Origin of the sequence: Micromonospora sp. NPDC005324 (genome assembly GCF_040607155.1) — a bacterium.
Taxonomy (GTDB): domain Bacteria; phylum Actinomycetota; class Actinomycetes; order Mycobacteriales; family Micromonosporaceae; genus Micromonospora; species Micromonospora trifolii.
This window is the reverse complement of sequence record NZ_JBEXGE010000001.1, coordinates 1-12879: the sequence shown is the minus strand read 5'-3', so window position 1 is coordinate 12879 and position 12879 is coordinate 1. Positions and strand designations below refer to the sequence as shown.

General features: G+C 71.3%; 22 protein-coding genes. 2 read left to right on the top strand and 20 right to left on the bottom strand.

The window, feature by feature from the left end:
• Positions 1-374: 374 nt before the first annotated feature.
• From ABZS40_RS00110 to ABZS40_RS00015, 20 genes are all read right to left on the bottom strand, one after another.
• Complete coding sequence (locus ABZS40_RS00110) at positions 375-1934, bottom strand: hypothetical protein (protein ID WP_354939904.1); 1560 nt, start codon at positions 1932-1934, stop codon at positions 375-377.
• Entirely contained in the window at positions 1931-2905 is a 975-nt protein-coding gene (locus ABZS40_RS00105; protein WP_354939901.1) for a bifunctional DNA primase/polymerase, read from the bottom strand. Before ABZS40_RS00105 ends, ABZS40_RS00110 begins: the two co-directional genes overlap by 4 nt.
• A gap of 31 nt (positions 2906-2936) precedes the next feature.
• Positions 2937-3236, bottom strand: a complete 300-nt coding sequence (locus tag ABZS40_RS00100) for a hypothetical protein (protein ID WP_354939898.1) — start codon at positions 3234-3236, stop codon at positions 2937-2939.
• Positions 3236-3529, bottom strand: coding sequence for a hypothetical protein (locus ABZS40_RS00095; protein WP_354939895.1), 294 nt, complete (start codon positions 3527-3529; stop codon positions 3236-3238). The genes ABZS40_RS00100 and ABZS40_RS00095 overlap by 1 nt, the downstream gene beginning before the upstream one ends.
• Positions 3526-3843, bottom strand: coding sequence for a hypothetical protein (locus tag ABZS40_RS00090; RefSeq protein WP_354939892.1), 318 nt, complete (start codon positions 3841-3843; stop codon positions 3526-3528). Before ABZS40_RS00090 ends, ABZS40_RS00095 begins: the two co-directional genes overlap by 4 nt.
• A 147-nt stretch (positions 3844-3990) precedes the next feature.
• Positions 3991-6120: an FtsK/SpoIIIE domain-containing protein gene (locus ABZS40_RS00085; protein WP_354939889.1), complete on the bottom strand. Its 2130-nt coding sequence runs from the start codon at positions 6118-6120 to the stop codon at positions 3991-3993.
• 91 nt (positions 6121-6211) lie between these two features.
• Complete coding sequence (locus ABZS40_RS00080; RefSeq protein ID WP_354939886.1) at positions 6212-6406, bottom strand: hypothetical protein; 195 nt, start codon at positions 6404-6406, stop codon at positions 6212-6214.
• A 110-nt stretch (positions 6407-6516) separates the two neighbouring features.
• Positions 6517-6705, bottom strand: a complete 189-nt coding sequence (locus ABZS40_RS00075) for a hypothetical protein (RefSeq protein WP_354939883.1) — start codon at positions 6703-6705, stop codon at positions 6517-6519.
• On the bottom strand, positions 6702-6854 hold the full coding sequence (locus ABZS40_RS00070; protein ID WP_354939880.1) for a hypothetical protein: 153 nt from the start codon (positions 6852-6854) through the stop codon (positions 6702-6704). The genes ABZS40_RS00075 and ABZS40_RS00070 overlap by 4 nt, the downstream gene beginning before the upstream one ends.
• 239 nt (positions 6855-7093) lie before the next feature.
• Positions 7094-7279 carry a hypothetical protein gene (locus ABZS40_RS00065; RefSeq protein WP_354939877.1) on the bottom strand — a complete coding sequence of 62 codons (186 nt, stop codon included), beginning with the start codon at positions 7277-7279 and terminating at the stop codon, positions 7094-7096.
• 57 nt (positions 7280-7336) lie between these two features.
• The gene (locus ABZS40_RS00060; RefSeq protein ID WP_354939875.1) at positions 7337-7522 is read right to left on the bottom strand and encodes a hypothetical protein; all 186 of its coding nucleotides are present in this window, start codon (positions 7520-7522) and stop codon (positions 7337-7339) included.
• Positions 7522-7749, bottom strand: a complete 228-nt coding sequence (locus tag ABZS40_RS00055) for a hypothetical protein (protein ID WP_354939872.1) — start codon at positions 7747-7749, stop codon at positions 7522-7524. The genes ABZS40_RS00060 and ABZS40_RS00055 overlap by 1 nt, the downstream gene beginning before the upstream one ends.
• Positions 7750-7832: 83 nt before the next feature.
• Positions 7833-8300, bottom strand: coding sequence for a DUF3307 domain-containing protein (locus ABZS40_RS00050; protein WP_354939869.1), 468 nt, complete (start codon positions 8298-8300; stop codon positions 7833-7835).
• A gap of 90 nt (positions 8301-8390) precedes the next feature.
• Positions 8391-8564, bottom strand: coding sequence for a hypothetical protein (locus tag ABZS40_RS00045; protein ID WP_354939866.1), 174 nt, complete (start codon positions 8562-8564; stop codon positions 8391-8393).
• Positions 8561-9727, bottom strand: a complete 1167-nt coding sequence (locus ABZS40_RS00040) for a hypothetical protein (protein WP_354939863.1) — start codon at positions 9725-9727, stop codon at positions 8561-8563. The genes ABZS40_RS00045 and ABZS40_RS00040 overlap by 4 nt, the downstream gene beginning before the upstream one ends.
• A gap of 17 nt (positions 9728-9744) precedes the next feature.
• Entirely contained in the window at positions 9745-10413 is a 669-nt protein-coding gene (locus ABZS40_RS00035) for an NUDIX domain-containing protein (protein ID WP_354939860.1), read from the bottom strand.
• The gene (locus tag ABZS40_RS00030; RefSeq protein ID WP_354940827.1) at positions 10413-10724 is read right to left on the bottom strand and encodes a hypothetical protein; all 312 of its coding nucleotides are present in this window, start codon (positions 10722-10724) and stop codon (positions 10413-10415) included. The genes ABZS40_RS00035 and ABZS40_RS00030 overlap by 1 nt, the downstream gene beginning before the upstream one ends.
• Positions 10725-10750: 26 nt before the next feature.
• Positions 10751-11125: an RRQRL motif-containing zinc-binding protein gene (locus tag ABZS40_RS00025; protein ID WP_354939857.1), complete on the bottom strand. Its 375-nt coding sequence runs from the start codon at positions 11123-11125 to the stop codon at positions 10751-10753.
• The gene (locus ABZS40_RS00020) at positions 11125-11403 is read right to left on the bottom strand and encodes a hypothetical protein (RefSeq protein WP_354939854.1); all 279 of its coding nucleotides are present in this window, start codon (positions 11401-11403) and stop codon (positions 11125-11127) included. The genes ABZS40_RS00025 and ABZS40_RS00020 overlap by 1 nt, the downstream gene beginning before the upstream one ends.
• On the bottom strand, positions 11403-11648 hold the full coding sequence (locus tag ABZS40_RS00015) for a DUF6284 family protein (RefSeq protein WP_354939851.1): 246 nt from the start codon (positions 11646-11648) through the stop codon (positions 11403-11405). The genes ABZS40_RS00020 and ABZS40_RS00015 overlap by 1 nt, the downstream gene beginning before the upstream one ends.
• A 615-nt stretch (positions 11649-12263) precedes the next feature.
• Between ABZS40_RS00015 and ABZS40_RS00010 the strand changes: the two genes are divergently transcribed.
• Together ABZS40_RS00010 and ABZS40_RS00005 are read left to right on the top strand one after the other, a co-directional pair.
• A complete protein-coding gene (locus tag ABZS40_RS00010) occupies positions 12264-12677 on the top strand; it encodes a helix-turn-helix transcriptional regulator (RefSeq protein WP_354939848.1) in 414 nt (137 codons plus the stop codon).
• A 54-nt stretch (positions 12678-12731) separates the two neighbouring features.
• Positions 12732-12879 (top strand): transposase (locus ABZS40_RS00005; protein ID WP_354940824.1); only part of this gene is annotated, 148 nt, incomplete at its 3' end.

Below are 12879 nucleotides of genomic sequence, written 5' to 3'. Positions count from 1 at the left end.
AGCGGGCCGCTGAGATCGCCGCAGGGCCAAGATTCCGAGCGGGCCGGAGTGACGGCATGCGCCGGTCCGGCTCAGGGGCTCTCAGCGGGCCGGTCTGCGCGGGTCGGTCGCGGTGGTCGGCGCTCGTTGCGGGAGGGGCTGAACCATCTCCGCATCTCCGCATCTCCGCAAACATGGCTGTGAGCTGGGCAAATGCTTGCGGAGATGGTCGGAGGTGGTGAGGGGTCATCTCCGCAAAGAGGTGGGATCTCCGCAGTTGGTTGCGGAGATGCGGAGATTGATGTTCCTCTTGGTTCTGATCTCCGCAGGGTGTTTTCCCTGGTAGAGCGGGGTTGGTGCGGCGTTGCGGAGATGCGGAGATGGTTCAGCGGGTTTTACCCCTCGTGGTGCTCGACCCAGAACACGGAGCGGTCGCCGCGGTCGTTGCGGCCGGCGCGGACGACGTGCTCACCGCGCCACCGCCCGGCTTGCCCGGTGAGCAGCCGGCCGAGTTGCAGTGGGTTGGGTAGCCGCCCGTTGTGGGTGGTGATGAACTGTCCGTCCCACGGGTCGTTGACGTCGCTGCCGAGGTGCATGGGTTCGCCGTCTTGCCGGAGTTCGGCGGCGGTCATCGCACGGCCGCCGTGGCGGTCGTGCCAGCAAGTGAGGAACGCGCGCCAGCGCGTTTCGTCTTCATCGATCTCACGGATATCGGCCGCGTTGGTCAGGAACCCATCGATCCCGTGATGCGCCAGGAACCCGCCCAAAGCTTGCGCCCACGGCGAGAACTGCCGCATCGACAACCCCGACACCCGCGGTGCACCCCGCCGCGTCCAGTCGAGCACCAGCACGAGCAGGTGCCACAGGACGGTGAGTTGGTTCGCCGGGTCGGTGATCCACTGGTCGAGGTGGGGGATGCCGAACCCGCGTTGGTCTCGCAGTTCGGGGCGGGGCATGTCCGGGTCGAGGCGCACCCGCACGGTGCGGGATGCCATGTCCCCGCCAACCTGAAGGTTGTTGCCGGTGGCCATCCACAGCCGGTCGTTGACGGTGGCGACGTTGCGCGACGCGCCTAGCTGCCGGTCGGACCAGACGCCGGAGGTGACGAGTTGAGCGAGGACGGCTGAGTCGATGACGGTTCCCTCGGCCAGGTTGTCCCAGATGACCACGCCCACCTGCTCGGCCAGCACCGCCGTGATGGACTTGCGCAGTTCCTCGTCGGAGTAGGCCCAGGTCATGACGCGCTGGCCGTAGAGCATCCCCGGCCCGGCCGTGAGGATCGTCTTACCGCTGGATGGCATGGTCGCGTCGATCAGAGCGAACGGCGTCAAGCTGCGGGTGAAGTGCCGCAGGATCGGCGTGGCCAGCAGCGCCACGTAGTTGGCCCGGTCAGCGGCGGATGCCCATGGGAAGTCCCGTAGGAACCGGCCGAGCAGGAACGTGCGCGCCTCCGCGACCTGCTCCGGGGTCGGCTCGTCCGGCACCGGGGGAAGCGCCACCTTGGACGCGAGGTAGAGGCCGGTCACCGGGTCGTAGCCGGGCTGTTGCAGCAGGGTGCCGTCACGGCGCAGCACCGGGGCACCGATGATCCCGCGCAGCGGCGGCACGCCCGGCCACGTCTTCCCGGCCAGCACGGACGACAGGATGTCGCGAGGTGGGGTGACTTCGTCTTCGTAGACCTCGGGGTCGCCGGTGTCGCTCTTGCGGGTCTTGAGCCGGTACACGTAGGCGTGCTCGGCCAGCAGCCCGGCCAGCCCAGCGGGGTTGACCATGCTGGCCGACACCGGCAGCGGCGAGTCCTCATCAGCGGCGGTCGCCAGCCCGCCGGACACGGCTTCCATGTGCACGAGCGCTCCGGCGGACACGTAGGTGTCGGGTAGCAGCCCGTCGACCAGCGCGGCTTTGAGCACGCGGATCGTTTCGGGGCCGGAGCCGATCTGCAACCGGGTGCTCATGCCGCCGCCATGCCGACCCCGGCGAGGGTGCGCGGGTTGTTCGCCCCGGTCCGCAGCCCGGACGCGATCGTGCGGGCGACCTCCCCGGCGGGCAGGCCGAGCGACAGCGCGGCGGGTTCCAGGACGGCGGTCACGTCGGCGTCGGTGAGCGCTCCCCCGGCGACGAGCTGCCCGAGCGCAACGGCCGAGGCGAACAGGGCGTGGTTGCGCTGGCCCTCCGGTGCGGCGGTGAGGTGGTCGACCTGCCGGCGGATCGCTGCCGCGAGGTATGCGCCGCGTCGGTCCGGCGGCAGCGCCACCGGGGCGGGCCGGTGCGCGGGCCGGTGGGCGGGGGCAAGTAGCCCGGCCAGCCACGCGGGCAGCGGCGCCGGGTCGCAGTCCAACGCCACCGTGTACGGGTGCCCGGCGACGGTGCTGCCGGCGGCGACGACGTAGCCACCGTGAGCGCGGGTGTCGACCTTCCAGCCCATCCCGCCTCGGTCGCCGGTCGTGTTGCGCAGCGCCGGCCCGGCGGGGTGGCGGTAGTAGAGGTGACTGCCGCCGCTGGCCGTGGTCACTGTGTACGTGGCGTCGATGCCGCCGTGCCGGTCGGCGAGGGTGCCGAATACGTCCAGGCCGTCACATGCCCCGGCCCACCGGGGCGGCGGGGTGTCGTCGGGGTGCTTGGGCACGTCGAGGTCGACCACGACCAGCCCGGACGGGCCGCATGCGATGCCGATGCCGTAGGGGCGGGTCGACCATGCCCGGCGGATACGGTCGGGGTCGGTGGTGGCGCGTTCCTCCCACCCGACGTGACGGCCGGCGGCGCGGCAGCGCGGGTCGGTGCGGGGGCAGTGCTCGGCGGTGCAGCGGTTGGGAAACGCGGGCCGCTTGGCGTGGTCCGGGTCGTCGGGTTGGTCGTCGGGACGCAGCGGGAAGACGTGCCAGCCGCGCGCAGCGTGCGCGAGCGCGGCCGTCAAAAGGTCAGGCATGGGACATCTCCCAAGGCTCGGGGGAATCGGGTCAGGCCGGGCGGCGCTGGACGCGAGCGGCGGCGAGGTCGATCAGCGCACCACCGGAGGTGTCCGGGGTGCGGTTGGGCCGCTGCCGCCCGGCGATGACGCTCAGGCGTAGATAGAGCCGGTAGCGGCCGGCGTCAGCACCGGTCAGCGGCCGGCGGGTGCCGTGCTGCGTAAGGTGCCCGGCATCGACCAGCGCGGCAGTGACGGCATCTAGCTCGGCAGGCGTGCCGCTGAGCCAGACCTCTAACCCGGACAGCCGGGCGTCACGCGGGGACGGGCCGTCGCGACGCGCGCCGGGCATCAGGTTGCCCGCCTCGGCCGGGGGCGACCCGCGACGGCCGCGCGGGTCACGGTTTCCCGCAGGTCACTAAGCAGCCCGAGCATCTGCCGCCGCGCCGCCAGCTCGGATGGGGCGAGCGCAACCCTGACGCGGACCTCGGCGTGCTCCCGCCCGGTAGCGCTGCGCACCCGCACCAGCACGGCGCGGGAGCGGCCGGCGACGTCGACCACGATCTCGTCGGAGCGGTGCTCACCGAGGCCGCAGCGGTGGTCCTTGCCGCACCAGTCGGTGTGCCCGGCGGCGCGGCGGTTCATCGGCCCGCGTGCCGGCGTAGCCGGCGGAAGTGGTTGAACGTGCGGCGACCGATCCGCAGTCGCAGACCGGTGCCGGTGCAGCGGCGGCAGTCGTGCCGTCCGCGCAGCGCGCGGGGACTGGTCGTGCGGCGCAGCAGCCGTCGCCACATCGGCGGCGGGGCGGTACCGGTGCCCTTGCAGCGGTGACAGGCCGTGAACGGCTTGACGTAGCACGCTCCGGCGTAACCGACAGCGACGATCAGGGCAATTCCGGCGAACCAGACTGCGGACATTCCGGGCGTGTTTGTGCTGGTAGCGGCCACGGTCAGGGTCATTGGATGCTCCAAACAGGGGGTTACCGGCGGTAGGCGGGATGCGCCGCTACCGCTACCGGTGAAGATCGGTGCTGGTGGGGCGGGTAGCGGCCCGGGTAGCGGTGCCGCTACCCCTCATCGGTGCGCTACCCACCCCCGCTACCGGCGTCAGCCGGCGTCGCCCTCGCGCTGTTGCGCGGCGGCGGTGATGTCCGCGAGGTACGTGCCCTTGCGGGTCGCACCGCCGGACTTCACGTTGCGTGACTCGACTCCCTTGCCCCGCACGAGCGCGGACAGCGCCTCCGGAGTGACGGCCGAGTACGCCTCGGGGAACCGGTCGGCCAGCCTGCCGGCCAGGGTGTCCCAGTGCTGACCACGCTCGGCCGGCACCCACACGGCCCGTAAGTCGTCCAGCACGTCCCGCGCGGCCGGAAGGTCGGCCGGCCCGGTGGTCCCGCCGCGCAGGGCCACGCCCCGGGCGCAGATCCTCTCCACGGCGGCCCGGTCGAGGTACGCGGCGCGGACGGCGGACATCTGCCCGTAGCCCACCCGCACGCCCCAACCGGCGTCCACCCCGATTTCGAACTGCGTCGGCCGGGCACCCTGCCGGTACGCGCCCGTCCCTAGGGCTAGGTCCGTCTCGACGTGCGACGGAACAGCCAGGCACGTCCGGATAGCGATGTTCGACGTGACGCCCTTGGGCAGCGACTGGTTGTCGATGCGCTGGGTCATGAGCACGAGGTGGATGCCCAGCGCCCGACCGCGCTTGACGATGCTCGTCATCGCGGCCGTGGCCGATTTGCCGATCTCCGGGTCGGTGATCAACTCTTGCACCTCATCGATCGGGGCCACGATCGGGCGCAGCCGGGCGTCCTTCTCAGCGATGGCCCGGTTGAGCTTGTTCTCCGTGTTGAGCCCCTGCTTGGCGTAGTGCTTGATACGCGGGCCGCGCTCGTCGCACTCCTTGAGCAGCCACATCAGCATCCGGTACGCGTTGGCCTTCGTTCCCTCGTCCGCACCGGAGCCGAACAGCCCCGGCGGGCACAGCGGCTCGAACGCGTCGAAGTCCCCGCGCCCTGCCAGGTCGAACACGGCGAACTGCACCAGCGGGTCGAGGGCCATGCCGGCGAGCACCACCCGCGCCGACAAGCTCTTGCCCGACCCGGGGAACCCGGCGAACAGGCTGTTCCGCTCGTCCATGCGGTACTCCACGGGGCGCATGCGCGGGTCGAAGCCGTAGACGAACGGCTTGAAGTAGTCCGTCTGCCCACCTCGCAGCAGCGGCCAGGGCGGTTGCTTCATGGCCGACACCGGACGGTCGGCCACCCACAGCGCCAGCCGTGAGGGGTGCTCGCGAGGCATGACATCCGGCCACACCTGATCCATCGGCAGGCGCAGCCCACCGGCCAACTTGGGCCGTTCCTCCACCACGTCAACCGCGATCACCCCATCCGGGAGGTCCACGATCGCCAGGTAGCCGGGACCGTCCCGGCGGATCTCCCCGACCCCGGCGGGGAACACGATGTCCTCCGGGCGCTTGACCAGGCCGGTGGCCATGATGCCCTTACGGGTCAGCTCCGCGGTGAGCTTGCGGTACACCGGCCGCACGACGGTGCGGGCCAGGATCGGCTTATCCAGCGGGCGGCCGTAGCGGGCCAGGCCGATCAGGGCGGCGGCCAGGATGGGTAGCTTCACCGACCACGGGGTGACGTCGGCGGCGAGCAGCATCCCGCCGCTGCCGGTGGTGAGAGTGGCGGCGCCGGTGACCCACCACCGCCACGACGCCTGCCGCATCCGGTGCCGGTCCAGGTCCAACCACGTCTTCGGGTCGTTGCGGTTCGCCGCATCCTGCCGCAGGTGCCAGTTCCCCGTCTCCGCGCTGGTCCAGCCCAGCACCCGCGAGAACAGCCGCGCCGCACCCTGAGGCGCGTACCAGGCGACCTTTCCCGCGTAGACCGGCGACAGCACCACATGCGTGCCGACGTGATACCCGGCGGCGCTCACCGCACGGCGCAGCATGTCGCGCCGCTGGTAGCGGTCGGTCAACCACACCGGCAGCACCGGACCGGACCGCCGATCCAACACCTCAGCCAGGTCCGGGCGGCGCTCCGGCGGGTCGACCGGCCCACCCACGATCACCGGGTCAGGGGTGACGGTTTCGGCGTCCGTCGCGTCGGCGGCGGACAAGCCCTGCGCCGCGGCGGCGCGGTCCGCCCGCCGCTGCGCCAGATCCACGATCCGGGCAGCCTTCTCATCCGGCGGCGGTTCGGTGGGGTTGGTGATGGGATCGCTGGTCATGATGGGGGTTCCTCCAACGGTCGGGAGATCGGTAGGGGGCCGGCGGCGCGGCGCAGGTTGGTAGCCAGATGGCCGCGCCGCCGGGCAGGGGTTACCAGCGGATGGTGAAGTCGCCCCGGATCTCGTCGACCTGCCGGCCGACCGTGGCGTTACCGGAGCGGATGTTCTCCGTGCGGGCGGGCGTGTCCTTGCCGGTCGGGGCGGGCTTGGGGGTCTTGCTGCCCTTGACCTCGCCGACCTGGATGGCAACGCGGTCGTTGCCGGATGCGCGGTTGGTGCGTCCCACGGTGGTTTCCTTCGGGGGTTGTGCCGTCCAGCGGGTCTGGCGGCCACCGGACGCCACCGGGTGATGAGCCGGTGGCGGCGGAAGCGGTCAGCGGTGCCAGGTGGGGAAGGTCAGCGGCGGTCGCGGGGTGCGGCGCGGCCGTTGAGCTTCTGCCGGGCGTGCTGCGCTTCGCGGCTGTCGTGCAGGGCCTTGCGCTGCCGCTCGGCCTCCGCGCGAGCGGCCTTGCTGCCGGTGGCGGTCGCGGCGGCGTCGGTGTCGCGCCACCGCTCGTACGCGTCGGTGAACCGGTCGGCGCTCACCGCTTGCGGCCCTGCTCGGCCTGGCGGGCGGCGCGGGCGCGGTTGCGCTCGTCGGCTTGGCGCTGCGCCTCACGCATCTGCGCCTGACGGGCTTCACGGTTGCGAGCGACGATCCGGTCGTGGTGCTCGCGTAGTTGACGGTCAGACATACTGGTGGTCCTCCCGAGATCCCAGGCGGGTTGAGGGGTTGGACCGGCGGCACAGCACTGGTTTCTGAGGCCGTAGGGCTGTGCCGCCGGGCGGGGCTACTTTCCGGTGGCGCCGCAGCAGCGGCACGTCTTGCCACGGTTGAGCGGGGCGCACGCGCACCCGCAGGACAGGCACCCCCGACCGGGGATGCCGCCGGAGTTGGCGTGCAGGCAGCCGCACCGGCCGCAGCGGTGCGCCATCAGCGGCGACCCTTGCCCTGCTGGCTGAGCCGGCCGAATCGGATGCGCTCGTCTTCGTCGAGGACGGTCGGGGTGCGCCCGGCGGCCCGTTCTTCGCGGATCTGCCGGTCGAGGTGCTTCGGGTCGACTTTGATTTCACGGGAGCGGCCGTTGCTGTCCTCGCTGAACAGGTACTTCTTACCCACGGTGGTTCCTTCCGGGTTGTACTGGCAGGCTGGTAGGCGTCGATCTGCGCGCCGGGGTCAGCGGCGTTTCGGGGTGGGGCTGAGCAGCCGCGACAGCAGACCCTCGCGGATGGTTCCGGTGCTGTACTCGTCGTGGCCGCGTAGGTGGCGAGGCAGGGTGACGTTCTTGGCGAGCGGCTGGCCCTTGGCGTCGAGGTAGGGGCGTCCGTCGCGGTCGAAGTGGCTGTACTCGCGGCGGGCCATCAGCGCTTGCCCTTGCGGCCCTTGATGCCGCTGATGGCGACCGCGCCGTCACCGATCGCGGACTGGCCCTTGACCTTCACCGAACCGGTCGTGATCGATCCGTTGTCGGAGCGGCTGCCGGGGTCGAAGTTGTAGTGCCCGGCGGTGCAGATCGCGAGGGTGCCGGTGCTGTCGATCGAGACGGACCGGAAGCCTTTGCCGCAGGTGGAGCAGGACGACTTCGCCACGGGGTTCCTCCTTGCCATGGCTGCCAGCGGGTCTGGCGGCCTCCGCGCACCACCGGGTAATGGGCCGGTGGCGACGGGGGCGGTCAGGCCGCGATGAGCAGGGCGGAGACGAACAGGAACCCGATGTGCCAGGACTGATCCAGGGCGTACGCGCCGGTCCCCAGGGAGGGGTTGTCGTCGTGGCCGGGGCGGGGCGCGCCGAGGGCGTGGAAGCGGGCTGAGCCGAGCGCTTCGGCGATCCGGCGTAGCGGCTCGCGCCGGTCGGCGATGTAGTGCGACACCCCGGAGACGGTCAAGCCCACGCCGAGCGCCCACGGGTCGAGCCGCAGCCCGGTGCCGGCGATCAGGAACACCAACGCGGCCAGGGCCGTGGCGGTGTAGGTGGCGACGTGGGCGGCGCAAGCGATGCGGCCGGGCCAGCCGGGCTGGCCTTTGCAGTCGGCTTGGTGCTGGGTCTGGATCCAGTGGTCGCCCAGCTGGTGGGCGACGTAGAGGGCGGCGAACACTGCGGCGAACGTGGCCGCGTGGGCGCCGGTGGGGTCTGCGAACATGAGGGGTATCTCCCGAGGTCGGTTCGGCTGAGGGGGTGGGCCGGCGGCACGGCTCAGGTTGCGAGCCGGTGGCCGTGCCGCCGGGCGGCGCTACTTCTTGTGGGGCTTGCGGACCTCGAACGTGTCCGATGAACCGCGTGGCAGCTTCTGCCGCTTCGCGTCGGCCGCGTGTCGGGCCTGCTCGGCGCTGCTGGGTTGGCTCACCGAGCGGGTCTTGCCGGTCTGCCCGGACCGGCGGAACGCCTGGACGTTCTCGTCGCTCATGCGGCCATCTCCACGGGGGTGCCGTTGACCGGCGTCGCCGCAGCGTCCGGGCGCAATGGTGACCCGATCTCGGGGTGGGGGCGGTGGCGCTTGACGGTGCTCACGCTGACGTTCGCGGCCCGTGCGATCTGGCCGTGGGGTGCGCTCGGGTCGGCGACGTGGGCGACGACGACCCGCTCACTGGCGGTCAGGGATCGAGCCGTGACCCGCGCCGGGCGGACCGGCTCACGAACCGGCGCGACCGGGGTCGGGGTGACCGGCTCAGCGTGCTCCGGCACCTCCGGCGTCGGGTCCGGCGTTTGCGGTGCGGTGGGCTTCTCCGCCCGGGTGGCCTTGTCGGCTTGGCGAGCGGCCCGTTCGGCGTTGTAGCCGTCCCATGCCTTACGCGGGTCGCGCTCGTTGTGCTCGATCGACCAGCGGGCGGCCATCAGGGAGCGGATCGGGAACATGCGGCGGCGCTTCGGGGAGAACTCCACCCCGGCGGTGTCGATCAGGCTCGCGTCCTCGGCCAGCAACTGCATGTGCTGTGCGCGGCGGGTGTGCAGACCCCACAGCCACGGGGAGAGCAGCGACAGCAGCGCGAACGCGACCGCCGCCGCCGTAGGCGTGATGCCGTTGGCGAAGTGGGCGTAGTTGATGGCAGCGACCACGGCGGCGATGCCCCACGCGGCCCGTCGCAGGGATGCGGCGGTGGCGTGGGCCTTGAGCATCAGCGCGTCGTGGGCGTGCCACTGGACGTAGACAGCGATGGACTCCAAAGCGAGCGAGAAGGCCACCGCGAACGCCACCCGAGACGGGCCGTTCCACGCGGCCGGGGCGATCTCGGAGTAGGCGTAGGCGGCCTGTGCGTAGGCCGCGCCGCCGTTGATGAGTAGCAGCGGCAGTACCGGGCGCAGCTTCGTGGTGAACTCCGCGCGGGCTTTGCGGCGCCGGGCGGCGGCCTCGGCGCGGTCGATGCGGCGGGCGGTCTGCCGGCGGCGGTGTTCCTGCTCGTCGGCGATGGTCTGCCGGCGGGCGTGCTCGGCGTTGGCTTCTTGCTGCTCCCGGTCGAGCTGCGCCACCAGTCGGGCGCGCGCCACCTCGGCGGCGGCGGACTCACGGTTGGCCGCAGCGCGGGCGGCCAGGATCGCCGGGTCTTCCGGCGTACGACGGAACATACCCATCAGGGGTGACCTCCCGGTCAGTCGTTGAGAATGTCGGCGAGCAGGTCTCGGTGAGCGGGGAAGACGGTGCCGGCGTAGACCTCGGCCAGGTGACGAACCACGCAGGCGAAGTCCACGGCGGGCACCCAGACCGCGCGGCGGGCGTCGTCGCTGCCGACCACGTCGGGCAGCACGAGGAAGCCTCTGCCGAGGTCGATGCGAACGGGGGTGGTGACCATCCACGCCTCGTCGGAGGCGCGGGGGTCGGGCACGTAGCGGGCCGGCAGCGTCGTCACCCGCGGGTCGGTGGGGTCGGCGGTCAGGCTGGTTTCCTCGGCCAGCTCTCGGAACGCGGCGGCGGTGGGGTCCTCGCCGGGGTCGACGTGACCGCCGGGCAGCGCCCATCCGTGGTTGTCGTCGCGCTCGATCAGCAGCAGCCACCGCCACCCGTCCGGGTCGGAGGCGGTGACAATCGCGTCGGCGGCCTGCGCCTCGCCCCAGTGGCCTAGCTCGTTGCGCCCGTAGCGGATACCGGTGGGCGCGTACGGGTTGACCGGTCGGCCGTCGACGAGGGGGAACGGGATCGCGGCGGCGGTCCGGCGGGCAGTCCAGTCGATGTCGGCGGGGTTCATGGTCGGGTCGGCCCAGCCCGCCCCGGCGGCGATGCCGGCCAGCACGGTCGGGTGGGTGAAGGTCCGGTCGGTCATCAGGCCACCGCCAGCGCGGCAAGCTGATCGGCGGTCGTCGGGTCGAGGGTTGCGCCGCTGTCGGTGTACTCGGTGGCGGTGGCGTAGAACTCCCAGCCGTGCCACGTCGGGTACGCGTTCATCTGCCGGTACGGGCGGCCGTCGTCGGCGGTGCCCTGGTGCTCGCCGATCAGCATGTCCGGGTCGTTGAGTCCGGCCAGGTGCAGCCACGACTTGATTTCGGCGATGCTGTCGAAGGTGATCGACAGCGAAACGTCGGGGGTGTGGACGTGGATGGCGGTCGGGTTGGCCAGCAGGATCAGTTCGGCCATGACGGCGCGGCGGTTCTTCCGTGCGCTCAACGGGACTCCTTCAGCAGCGGGGAACAGGCCAGGCACTCGCCGAGCGAGCGCGGAATGACGTAGGGCCGCACCAACCGGCAGGTCGGGTAGGTGCGGCGGGCCGTGAGGGCTTTGCCGATCGCGACGCGCTGCGCCGGGGTCGCGGTGCGCTTCGGGGCGGCCAAGTCGACCCGGTAGAGGTACGCGGTGCGGGTGCCGCCGACGCCGCGCCAGAGCACCTGAGCGGCGACGGGTTGACCACCGGGGCGCAGGCCGGCGGCGGTCAGTTGACGGCGGGTGGCGTAGCCGGGCGGGGCACCCTTCCACCAGTAGGTGGGGATGCCGTACCGCGTGCCGTCCGGGTCGAAGTAGGCGGCGCGGATGCGCGACATCAGGTCACGTCCCGGCGCACACGGTGAACGTGCATGGTGTCCGGGTTGACGAACTCCTGCTCACCCCACGGGCTGCGGTAGCGCACCCGCCAGGTGTCAGCGCCCCAGAACCGCGACCAGCCCGCCCAATCGACCGCGATTACCCGGTCGGCGGCGTGCCGTGCTGTCCCGGGCGGTCCGGCGCTGGCGAGCAGGTCCCCGGCCCGCAGCCGGCTTGGTGGCAGCGATTCCAGGTCGGCGCTCGTGTAGCGGTAGCGGGTGAGGTCCACCTCGTTCATCAGGCGGCCGAACGGTGGACAACCGATCGCACGGCCAGCAGCGCGCGGGCCTCGCGCAGCACCTGCCGCCGCGCCCGACGTACCCGCTGCCAGTCCAGATCAGACGGAGCAGGCTCGGCGCAAATGATCGTGATTTGCGCGTCCAGCAACAGCACCTCGGCGTCAATCAGCGGCATCTCCCGCTCAATCGCTGCCAGGTCATCGAGGCTCGGACCCTGCGGCTCCGTGTGAAGGTCGTGGATCACTTGGGTTTCCTCCCGGAACGACGCTTGCCGGCCACCGGACGGCGGCGGGCGGTGGTGGACTGACCGCACGAGCGGCAGCAGTCCTGATCAGGAGCGAGGGGGGCGAGGGAGCCGCAGACGCGGCAGTCGCGCCACACGGCGTTGCTCTTGGTCGTAATCCGCACGGCGGCGGCGATGCTCACGGACATGACGGCTCACCTCTCCCAGCTCGAATGAAGTCGGAAAGCCGAGGAGCGCGCCGCAGCCGGCAGCGTTCCCCGGACGAACACGGCGTGCCACGCAGGCACGCCCGGCGACCCTCGGTTGAGCAAGCGAGCGGACACGTCTTGCAGCCGGACACGTCAACGGCTGACACCCGCAGCTACCCCTAGGTCGCATGCATCGGGGCCAATGAGGAAGACGGATCTCCCTGCGCCCCGGACCTCTGTTCAGTTCTCAATGAACGGCTGCGCGGAGGCTCGTGGGCGCGCAGCTCCGTGAGGGGCTGCCTTCCCCGGCGGCCTGCCGGCTGTTGTAGCTGATTTCAGCGCTAAAATTAGCGCCGAAGTTGTGCGATGTCAACGAGGTGAGGGGACTAGGATCAGCGGATCAAGCAGTCAGACAGGGAGGCATCGGGTGGAGGATTGGCAGGCTGTGGCCAGCGCAATCAACGGCCGGATGGCCGATTTGCCGCTGTCACAGCAGGAGTTGGCCGAGCGGTCCAAGGTGTCGGTTGCCACCCTGCGTGAGCTGCAAAAGGCGACCGCGACGCGCAAGCGGTCGGCGCGCACGCTCGCCGCGATTTCTCAGGCTCTCGGCTGGCCGGACGACTACCTTCGTGCCGTGCTGACCGGGGCCACGCCGCCGAACAGCGGTGGGGGCGTAGGGCGGGCGGACAGCTCGTCGCTGGTACTCGCGCGGTTGGACCAGCTTCACGCCGAGGTGCGGCGGCTCGCGGATGCCGTAGAGCGGATGGCAATCGATGTCGGTCATGGCGATAAGGACACCAGTTCCGAACGCGCATCCGAACGCCGTTCACCAGCCGGGTAACCACCGCCCACTAGGCATCGACTAGGGCGTGTCCTGCCGATCTTGTAGCGGTCGATCGTTGACGATGTGCCGGTGGTACGTCGTGGTGAACTGACTGACGAGGCGTGGGCGGTGATCGCGCCGCTGCTGCCCGAGCCTGGTGGTGCGCGGGGGCGGTGGCGGGATCACCGGCAGGTCATCAATGGGATCTTGTGGAAGCTGC